Source organism: Pseudomonas meliae, assembly GCF_001400515.1.
GTDB lineage: Bacteria > Pseudomonadota > Gammaproteobacteria > Pseudomonadales > Pseudomonadaceae > Aquipseudomonas > Aquipseudomonas amygdali.
The window spans coordinates 1-1,167 of sequence record NZ_LJQT01000266.1; the positions used below are offsets into that span (position 1 = coordinate 1).

The 1,167-nt window shown below is 49.8% G+C and carries 1 tRNA gene and 1 pseudogene; both read left to right on the forward strand.

What is annotated here, in order from left to right:
* The first annotated feature begins 217 nt into the window (after positions 1–217).
* Positions 218–293: transfer RNA gene (locus ALO64_RS12335), tRNA-Thr, on the forward strand.
* Between the two features lie 598 nt (positions 294–891).
* Positions 892–1,167, forward strand: a pseudogene (locus ALO64_RS25955) (hypothetical protein); the annotation flags it as partial.

Below are 1,167 nucleotides of genomic sequence, written 5' to 3' on the forward strand. Positions count from 1 at the left end.
CCCGGGGCGGTTCAATATGCGTCAAAGGCGAAATCAGCGTTCAAAATCGCATTGCTCACACACATCAAACAGACCAATCCATCAAAACCAACGGAAACGTCCTGCACCATCACCCGTCCGCATCCCACCCAAAGCGCCAATGGTCGATTTTTTTCAACTGAATCAGACAGCTAGGCTTTACAAGCGCATCAGAAGCTATATACTCGCAGCCCATTACGCCGGTATAGCTCAGTTGGTAGAGCAACTGACTTGTAATCAGTAGGTCCCGGGTTCGACTCCTGGTGCCGGCACCATATAAATCAAGGGCTTGCAGCGATGCAGGCCCTTGTTTTTTGTCTCGCACGTAACAACGCACGTAATAAGCCGTCCAGAACGGTCCCCCCAAGGACCAGCGGGCATCCTGAATTCGATGGTCGCGGATAGTGATAGCCTCAGAAATTGAGCGTCACCAGGATGTGTGCACACATGTCAGCCACACACCTACACACGAGAAAAAATTTTCCGGTGCATACCTAAAAAGTGCGTCAGAAATGTAAGTGAGATTTTTAACCTCTCTAAAACCCTTATAAATCAATATCTTAGAATCGATCCTAAACTGTAAGTCGACTGTCAGAAAGGCGTAAAAGCACAGCACAGTTTGTGACTGTAAGTGAGCAGACCTTTAACCTACTGTTTTTAAAGGATATTTTTTAATCCTTTCTCTCGCTTACACTTTTTGACGACTCGACTGTAAGTGAGGATCCTCAATGATTACGGGGGTTGCAGGGCTTTTTCTAGCGCACTTACACCGCTTACGCGTCAGGAGGGGGTATACCGGAAAAAGGTTTTCAGTTGCCCACCTGGAAACACCCTCGAAGCCATCCTCGCCTCACATCGCTGACCGGAGAAACCATGCCGAAGCCCAGTACCCGCGCCCCTATTCCCCAAATCGAGATGATCAAGAAGGGTGGTCAATGGGAGGTTCACTGGGATTATCAGGAGGGACCCGCGAGCTTGGTGCTGTTCAACCGTGGCGAATATCTGCGCGGATACATAGATGGGGTATTGGACATGCTCCGCATCGCTCCAGAGAGGGTTTGCTGTGCGAGCGGTATGACTGGCACTGTCAAACGGCTTGATCAGAAGCAAGCCGAGGCACTGCACAGTGCCTTAAGAGGGTGTAGACAA